1 protein-coding gene is annotated in these 762 nt (G+C 27.8%); it reads left to right on the top strand.

Annotation, left to right across the window (positions count from 1 at the left end; genetic code table 11):
* The coding region (locus tag ABDZ93_RS19970; protein WP_343828280.1) for a TipAS antibiotic-recognition domain-containing protein at nt 1-762 on the top strand (762 nt) is incomplete at both ends.

The following is a 762-nucleotide window of genomic DNA, read 5'->3' as shown; positions in this document are numbered from 1 at the left end:
TAAAACGCAAGAGATTGAATGGTTTAATAGAGCTTATAAATAAAACATTAAAAGGAGAGAGCACAATGAATTTTAAAGAATTTGATATGAGTGAATATTTTAATGTATTGGAAGAATTTAAAACAGATCACAAGGATAAAGTAATTAAAATGTATGGTAGCGTAGATAAATATAATGAACTTATTGAAAAATGTAAATCTAAGGAAGATGAAATTGCTAAAATGGCCATAGAGCAATATGGGAGTATTGAGAAATATGCTAAAGCTGTAAAGAAAAATCTTAATAGTGACATGTTAACTTTAGCAGAACAATATGATGAGTTTAAAAAAGATTGTTTGGAAGATAAGCATCCTAAATTAAAAGAACTATTTAAAAAGCTTGCATCTGACTTAAATAAAGATCCTTCTTCAAAGGAAGTTCAACAAACTGCTGAAGAAATAACAAATACAGCTAAAAAAGATTATGAAATTTTCAAAATGGATAATGGCGATGATCATTGGTACTATATAGTACGACTTTATTTAGTGTTTCCTAATTGGATAGAAGAAGTTGATAAGAAATATGGAAATGGTGCATCTAAATTTATAGGAGAAGCTCTAAAAAATTATTTGGGAGATAAGCAACCTAAATTAGAAGAACTATATAAAAAGCTTGCATCTGACTTAAGTAAAGATCCTTATTCAAAAGAGGTTCAACAAATTGTTGAAGAAATATCAGATGCAAATAAAAAAATGCAAGAATTTTACAAAGTGGATGAGGGAG

The organism is Clostridium subterminale (assembly GCF_039521425.1).
Taxonomy (GTDB): Bacteria; Bacillota; Clostridia; order Clostridiales; family Clostridiaceae; genus Clostridium_J; species Clostridium_J subterminale.
This window is presented reverse-complemented; position numbering and strand designations above follow the sequence as displayed.